5 protein-coding genes and 1 pseudogene are annotated in these 8569 nt (G+C 52.1%); all 6 read left to right on the top strand.

Annotated features, from left to right (window positions below; translation table 11 throughout):
* The first annotated feature begins 89 nt into the window (after positions 1 to 89).
* Positions 90 to 710, top strand: a complete 621-nt coding sequence (locus tag QZ305_RS11305) for a sugar O-acetyltransferase (RefSeq protein ID WP_075885491.1) — start codon at positions 90 to 92, stop codon at positions 708 to 710.
* Positions 711 to 1287: 577 nt separating this feature from the next.
* Positions 1288 to 1830, top strand: a pseudogene (locus QZ305_RS11300) (reverse transcriptase domain-containing protein); the annotation flags it as partial.
* Complete coding sequence (locus QZ305_RS11295) at positions 1827 to 2360, top strand: HipA domain-containing protein (RefSeq protein WP_075885489.1); 534 nt, start codon at positions 1827 to 1829, stop codon at positions 2358 to 2360. The pseudogene QZ305_RS11300 and the gene QZ305_RS11295, both read left to right, overlap by 4 nt.
* Before the next feature lie 36 nt (positions 2361 to 2396).
* Positions 2397 to 2534, top strand: a complete 138-nt coding sequence (locus QZ305_RS11290) for a hypothetical protein (protein ID WP_178390082.1) — start codon at positions 2397 to 2399, stop codon at positions 2532 to 2534.
* A gap of 160 nt (positions 2535 to 2694) precedes the next feature.
* Complete coding sequence (locus tag QZ305_RS11285) at positions 2695 to 4080, top strand: FIVAR domain-containing protein (protein WP_294732057.1); 1386 nt, start codon at positions 2695 to 2697, stop codon at positions 4078 to 4080.
* A 47-nt stretch (positions 4081 to 4127) separates the two neighbouring features.
* Positions 4128 to 8354, top strand: a complete 4227-nt coding sequence (locus QZ305_RS11280) for a GH32 C-terminal domain-containing protein (protein ID WP_367268832.1) — start codon at positions 4128 to 4130, stop codon at positions 8352 to 8354.
* Positions 8355 to 8569 lie beyond the last annotated feature (215 nt).

Here is an 8569-nt window from a genome sequence, read left to right as displayed (position 1 = left end):
TGGCGCTATTTATGTGTGATAAGCCATTAACTGAGCTTGGTAGTCTATCAAGTTATTTAAAGTACAAGCCTACAGAAAGGAATCATGTCATGACTCTGGAAGAACAGCGCCGAACCATGCTGGCGGGAAAGATGTACAACGACCTGACACCGGAACTCATTCAGGCAAGGGAACAGGCGGTGTTTCTCACCAATGAATACAATGCCAGCTTCGGTCAGCCACAGGCAGAACGCGAAGCCATTCTCAGTCAGCTTTTTAAGTCGGTAGGACACGGGGCCCATTTCGAGCCTTCCTTCCGCTGCGAATTCGGCTTCAACATCTCCATTGGCGACAACTTCTATGCGAACTTCGACTGCGTCATGCTCGATGGCGGCGGCATTGAAATCGGCAACAATGTGCTGCTCGGCCCGAGGGTAGGGATCTATACATCGAATCACGCCATTGATCCCGCCGAGCGTGTAGCCGGCGGCTGTTATGCGAAGCCGGTGAAAATCGGCAACAATGTCTGGGTGGGTGGAGGCGTGAACATCAACCAGGGTGTGACCATCGGAGACAACACCGTGATCGGATCGGGGAGTGTGGTGACCAGAAGCATTCCCGCCAATGTGGTGGCAGCCGGCGTACCCTGCAGGGTGATCCGCGAAATCACCGAAGCGGACAGGACGGGATTTCGGCCTGATGCAGACTGTCATGGCAGCCAGGGAGACTGATTCTGTCAGGAGAGATGTATGCAAAAGCGACCTGCGGCTGTGTGGCTGCAGGTCCTTTTTGACTAGTATGTCCGGCATGGCGTACATCTAAGTGGTGAAAGTCCACTGTGAAAGTGTGTCCTCGCAGCCGCTAACCACTGGCTTAAGGCAAGGGACTTCATGGTAACAGGCGTTCTGAAAGAAGCCGGCAGCAAAGTTTCGACCCTAGGAACACGAATTGCATCAGGCCATATACGGAGATGAGCGTGCCGACCAGCGCAAATCGTAACAGCTGCGGGAGACTGTATAGGGTAAATGCGACGGGTAGATGGAGTGAAAGATGTATGACCTGGCTCTGCCCGCCTTCGGTGTACCCGGGCAGATCCTGTCAGCAGTCGGAACCGTCAATCCACGAGGGCACACCAACTGTAGTAACAACGAATGACAGGAAGTCAGCCGAGGCCGTAGCAGTGAAGAAGCCTCTGTAATGGAAGTGGAGCGAAGGGCCAAACGTACTATTTGTTGTCACCAGTTGGAAATGCTTTGCACACGAACAGGCAATCTTTAAAGGCCTTGAGTTTTTAACGACGGGTACGACTGGGTTGTCAACATCAATCTGAGAAAGTTCTTCGATACCGTCGACCAGGATCGACTGATTCGACTGATCGACAACACATTTCAGAACAGTGACCTAACGGCCTTAACCAGAAAGTTCATCACTGCAGGTGTCATGATCAGGAAGGAAGTTATCCATACGAAAGCGGGTATTCCCCAGGGAGGACCCCCTTCAGCGGTACTGGCCAACTTGTATCTCGACCAGGCGCATAAAGAACTTGAAAGAAGAGGGCTGAGATTCACCAGATTCCTGGAAGAGAAACTGAAACTGATCGTGAACGCCGGTAAGTCAAAAGTCGCCAGACCAGATGAAATCAAATATCCTGGATTTGGATTCGGGCGAAATCGAAAAGGAATGTGGGAGGCAAGGATCTACGGAAAATCTCTGGATTGTCTCACTGGGAAAATCAGAGAGCTGACCAAAAGGAATTGGAGCATAGCCTCAGTCTTCATTCGCCCAACAACACCACGGATGGAAGGGTGCCAAAAACCTGGATCTGCCAGGGAGAACAGAGGTATCTCGTGAAAGGCAACTATACAAGCTACGGACAGGAACCGGTCAATGAGTGGCTGGCTTCGAGACTGTGTGAGCTGCTGGGATTTGATTATTGTCCCTATGCAGTTGTAAAGCGCAGAACATCCCTTATCTCAGTCTGCCCGGGTTTTGTTGCCGACAACGAAGAAATCATTACGGCTGATCAGATCGTGGCTTCTGAACAGAAAGCTAATGATGTCAGTGAGTACGAGCACTACATCCGTATTCTGGAAGACCATGGTATTGAAAATGCCAGACAGCATATGGAAGAGACGTTCATCACGGATTATCTGCTCATGAATACCGACCGGCATCTGAGAAATTTTGGGGTCATTCGAAAAGTGGAAACTCTGGAATGGGGCAGAACAGTACCGGTCTTTGACACCGGACAGTCTATGTTCTGCGGAGTTCCGACTGACCGTCTGCCGTATGAAAACGTGACTGGCAAACTGTTTTCCAATACATCAAAAGACTTTGAGACCTATCCGCGTCTGATCCGCACCCTGCAGACGATTGATTAGTCCCGGCTGACAGGACTTCCGGATGAATATGGTGAAATGATGAGAAATACAGCTGCACTGACCGCCATCAGCGAAGAACGCATTGTCTTCCTGACCAGAACACTTGCAGCCAGAATCCGAAAACTGACCCGGCATCTGACACAGCAGGCGCAAGATTCAAAGCAGCTGAACTGACCGGGTGGTTTTCCAAACAGGGACCGCCTTTTTCTCAATGCTGGTCGCTTGTACTACCTCGGGAAATTCCGGGACGGCTTCATCTCATGACATTTATCACTACAAAAAAGCGCTCTCTTTTTCGATACTGAAATTAATCAGAAAGGGAGAGTTTTTGATTATGAACAAAAAACAGCTTTTGATTCGCTCGGGCAATGCTGCCCTGGCCGCTGTCCTGGGATTGTCCCCGGTGACCAGCATGATTCAGCCGCTGGTTGTGCAGGCAGAGGAAACTGCATCTACCGTAGAAACACGGACAGCAGCTGATCGGACCCTGGAAAATGTTGGCGGTGACAATGATGTCAACCTGGCTGACGAACTGGGTACTGCAAAGTATTTTACATTCAATGCTACAGTTACCCTGTTGGATTTTGAAGAAGGGCAGCAGTCAGCGGCTATCGGATTTGCTGACAACTGGGCCAATGTACATGGCAAAAACGCCAATGATCCGGCACGGATGTGGGGAAACGGGTTTGGTGGAGATATCCATATGTCAACTCCAACCTGGCTGGCAGACAATGGGATTGACCTGTCGCAATCTTTCACGATGACACTTTCGGTCGGACTGGACAACGTGGTTCATTATTATATCAACTCGATTGAAGTATGCACTGCCACACTTGGACCTGGCTATAATGGAGGTACTTTTATACTGCGGACTTTCAGCTCCTCAGCCACCTTCTCCAACATCACCCTGGACGTGATTCCCGAACCGGACAGAATGACTCTGGATGCTCTGCTGGAAGAATGCGCCCAGCTGCAGGAAGACGACTATACTCCTGAAACCTGGGCAGCATTGCAGACGGCCATTGCCCAGGCAAAGGCTGCTGCTTCCCAGGAAGAAATCGATGCAGCTCTGACAGCTGTGCAAGAAGCGAAGGCTGCATTGGAAAAACGGCCGGAACCCGGAGAAGGCGAAACCGACAAACGGGAACTGAACAAACTCATCAAACAGGCTGCCGCCCTGCGTGAGAACGACTATACTGCCGAGACATGGACTGCGTTCAGTGAAGCCCTGACAGCAGCACAGAGTGTGGCAGCGGATGAAAAAGCAGAACAGACAGCCGTGGATGAAGCCTTGGCGGCCCTGCAGACAGCCATGGAAGCCCTGGAAAAGAGAACCGCACAGGAACAGGCTCCGGAAAACTTTAATAATGTTGGAGGGGCCAATGCAGAAGTTGTGGATGGTACCCTGGTGCTGGACGCTCTGGGAGATCACTTTGCCATGCTGGAATCTCAGAAAACTGCAGCCAATGACTTCCATTACGAAGCCGATGTCAAACTGCTGGAAGGACAGGATGGGGAACCGGATATGTCCGCAGGCTGGTATTCGGTGCCGCCAGCCGCAAAACTCCAGGATCCAAATGGTATGCCGCCAACATGGATACCCGCCGCAGAAACAACAGCGACTATTTCCGGGTATTCGGCGCCGGACAGGACATTCTGGGAGGCGGAAACACCAGCGATGTGGATCCCGAAAAACCCATTCATCTTGCCATTGATGTAAAGTCCGATGGTTCATTCACCTATGAATTCGGCAATGTGGGTGAAACCATGCACAGTGTCTCGGGTACCATCCCGGCCTGGCAGGGGGGCTATGTCGGTCTGCTTACCTTCCGCGCCAAAGCCGCGTTCTCCAATATCCAGTTCCTGGATCGGACTGTGTCGGTACCGGATGAAAAGCTCGAAATCACAGATGACAGCAAATGGGATACCAACCTGGAAGAATCCACCATCAAAGGAGGCACCTGGACCACCACTGATGAAGGACTGGTTTCTGATGCCACCAACAAGGGTGACACTTTCCTGATTTCCGGTGTCAATGGCAAAAACTTCATTTACGAAACCGACATGACCTATGCTTCCAACTCTGGCGCAGCCGGTCTGCTGTTCCGCTTCAGTGAAACGGAAGACGGCAAAGAAGGTTATGCCGTGAATGTGGATGCCGGCAGTCACAAAGCCAAATTCTGGCGCTGGCAGGCAGATCAGGCTCTGCAGCTCATTGATGAAAAAGAAGTGAAACAGGCGGATACCTATCATCTGAAGGTGGTATGCATTGATGGCAATATGCAGTACTGGGTAAACGATACGCTGGTGGCCAACATTGGTGACCACACCATGCAGCCCGGTGACCTGGGACAGGGTACTGTCAAGACCGAAGGATACTATGGCCTGCTGAACTGGAACTCCAAAGTGACCTTCCAGAACACGAAATTTGAAAACCTGGATGAAAAGACCACACCGGCAGTCACGGACGTGACAGTGGGTTCTAATGATGGCACCGTGGACAAGAAAGCGCAGTTCTTCCCGGAATCTCCCACCTGGATCCAGTATGTGAAAAATGATGCGAAGACAGTTTATCTGACAGCAGACAAGGCAGATGGTTCCTCCGTTACATTCGAAATGGACGGCAGGACCTATCAGGAAGGCGACGACATTCCGGTAGCCGAAGGCATCAACTGGATCACCATGACGGTGACCAATGGCCAGGCCAGCCGGACCTATCGTCTGGATATCCACAAATTCGGACCTGACTCGCAGTATTACAACGAACCCTACCGTGGCCAGTACCACTACTCCGTCAAGGAAGGCTGGGCCAACGACCCCAACGGTCTCGTGAAATATAACGGCAAATACCACATGTTCTATCAGTTTTATGATGACGACAAGTGGGGACCCATGCACTGGATGCACGCCACGAGCACGGATCTGGTGCACTGGGAAGAACAGCCTGTCACCTTCTATCCCGACATGAATGGCACGATGTTCTCGGGCTGCATTGCCGTGGATGAAACGAACTCGTCCAAGCTGTTCTCGACAGATAAAGGCGGCCTGATTGCCTACATCACCGTCAACGGCAACGGACAGCGCATCAAGCTGGCTATCAGCGAGGATGAAGGCAACACCTGGAAGAAAGTGGACAAGATTGCAGCCGACTGGTCGGATGATCCCCTGCAGAGTATGGACTTCCGTGACCCAAAGGTCTTCCAGTGGGAGAACAAGTGGTTCATGGTGGTTGCTGGCGGACCCCTGCGCATCTACTCCAGTGAGGATATGGTCAACTGGAAAGTGGAAAGCACCTATTCGAATCTGCACACGGAGTGCCCGGACCTGTATCCCCAGGAAGTGAACGGTCAGGTGAAGTGGATCCTGTCCAGAGGCGGCCGCTACTACAAAGTCGGCGATCTGAAGGAAGTCAACGGCAAATGGACTTTCGTGCCGGATGACTACTACAAGGACAAAGACGGCGTCATGAACTTCGGCCGGGATTCCTACGCGGCGATGACTTATTACGTTTCCAGCTTCGGGACCGAAGAAAATCCGACCATTCCGGAAATCGTGGAGCTGAACTGGATGAATACATGGGATGACTACTGCAACCAGGTAGCCTCCACAGTCAACCAGAAATACAACGGAACATTCAACCTGCATCTGAAGATCGGTCTGATCAAAGACGCCAACGGTGTCTACCGTCTGACTCAGACCCCCATTGATGCCTATGCAGGTCTTCGCGATGAAGGAACCACCTATGCCGCCACAGTGGGCCCGGACAACGACCTGCTGAAGGATTTCCAGGGCACGAGCTATGAAATCGTTTCCCGGTTTATGCCGGCGGAAGGTACAAAGAAAGTGGGCTTCAAGGTACGCACCGGTTCCAACGGTGAGGAAACTCTTGTGGTGTATGACCTGGAAAAGGATGCCATTACCCTGGACCGCTCCAAGTCCGGCATTCAGATTTCCGGCAAGTTCTCTGAAACCAACTCTCAGACACTGGGCGATCTGAAACAGACCACCAAAGCGACCCGGAATGCGGATGGTTCCATTGATCTGCATGTCTTTGTGGATGCCTCCAGTGTGGAAGTCTTCACGAACAACTACACCGTTGCAGGTGCCAACCAGATCTTCCCGCTGCCCACATCCCAGGGAGCATCTGTGGTTGTGGAAGGTGCTCCCTGCCAGGCAGACATCCAGATTTACAACCTGGCATCCACCTGGACCGACAAGGCGGACGCCGAAACATCCATTCAGTCTACCGATACCCTGAACCAGACTTTATATACAGGGAAGTCAAAGAAACTGAATGTCTATGTGATGCCGGTGACTGCACCCCAGGATATCCTCTGGAGTTCCGACAACGAGGATATAGTCACTGTCAGCGACAAGGGGCAGATCACAGGCATCAAGGCGGGTGAAGCCACCGTTACCGCCACAATGAAGTCCGATCCTGACAAATCCATCAGCTTCCAGGTTGCAGTCAAGGTGGATAACTTCAACACGAACATTGAAGATACCATCACCAATGGCGACTGGGTCATTGAGAATGATGAGCTGATCAACGACAACCATGGCCAGAATGCCTACTGGCTGTCCAAAGAAACCTATGACGGCGACTACACGGTTGATACTGATGTGAAATATGCCAGGGGTCTGGTCAACATTTTCTTTGGCTCCAACAGCAGCCCCTTTGATAATGGCGCTTATTCTGTACAGCTGAGAGACAATGCCAGTCTGCGCCTGTTCCGGTTTGCAAAAGATGGAGTGGATGAGGACTCTGTCCAGCTGGATGCCCCGCTGAACGATGATGACTACCACCACATCACCATTGCCAAGGAAGGAAAGACCGTCAAAGTATCTGTGGATGGAACAGAAGTTCTGACCCACACCTATGACAACGTGGATTCTCACTTCGATACCGCTCATGTAGGTCTTGGTCTGTGGGATGGCAAGGCATCCTTCAAAAACTTCATTGTGACAACCCCTGAACAGCCTGCTGTCGTTGACAAGGAAGCCCTGAAGGAAGAAACTGCCAAAGCCGATCACATGGACAAGACCGGATACACCGAGGAGTCTGTGGCTGCACTTGACAAAGCCGTGCAGGCTGCCATTGCCGTGCTGGAAAACCCGGATGCGGATCAGGCAGCAGTGAATAAGGCCCTGGCTGATCTGAATGCAGCGGTCAAGGCGCTGAAACCGAAGGAAGAAACACCGAAGGAAGCAGACAAGACCGCTCTGAACAAAGCCATCGAAGATGCCTCCAAAGTGGATCCTGCTCCTTATACACAGGAAAGCTGGGATGCATTTGCCGCAGCTCTGAAATCTGCGCAGGCAGTTGCTGCAGATGATAAGGCTGATCAGACGGCGGTAGACAAAGCCCTGGCAGATCTGGAAACCGCCAAAGCCGGTCTGCGTCAGATGGAAACACCGACACAGACGGATAAAACGGAACTGAACAAAGTCATTGCCGAAGCCGGAAAGCTGAACAAGGCAGAGTACACAACCGACAGCTGGAAGGCACTGGAAACGGCCCTGGCAGCTGCCAAAGAAGCTGCAGCCGATGACAAGGCGGATCAGACAGCGGTGGATGCAGCTGTGAAAGCGCTGAATGAAGCCGTGAAAAACCTGAAACCCGCTGCAGCTGCCACAGCCGTAAACAAAGATGCCTTGAACAAAGCCATTGCCGAGGCGGAAAAACTGAACAAAGCCGGTTATACCGCTGACAGCTGGAAAGCCTTTGAAGCAGCCCTGAAGGATGCCAAAGCCGTTGCTGCCGACGAGAAAGCCGATCAGGCCAAAGTGGATGCAGCTGCCAAGGCGCTGGAAGCCGCGAAAAAGGCTCTGGTCAAAGCTGCTGCCAACCCCGGAACTTCTGCAGGCACAAAGACACCGGGCAAGACACCCACAGCTGCTGTGACAGGTGCTGCCGCATTCTTCACCGCAGCCGGTGCAAGCCTTGCAGCCATGCTGGGCATCCGGAGTGCGAAACGCCGGAAAAACCGCTGAAATCACTGACAGATTTGTGTAATGAGTCTGTGTCCGGTACAGACTGCCTCTCCCTTGCCTGTGTCCGGACTCTGGCAGACCAGGAGCTGCAGCCACGGAAGGGCTGACAGCTCACTGGACTGCCCACTTTGATTCTTCATCCGTCAATACCACAAAAAGAGGCACTCCAAAATTGGATAGGGAGGAAGACTAACCCCATCCAAAGATACCTTAGG

The sequence above is a fragment of the uncultured Faecalibaculum sp. genome, assembly GCF_910588395.1.
GTDB lineage: Bacteria > Bacillota_I > Bacilli_A > Erysipelotrichales > Erysipelotrichaceae > Faecalibaculum.
The sequence above is the reverse complement of the archived record's forward strand: the minus strand, read 5'-3'. Positions and strand labels throughout refer to the sequence as shown.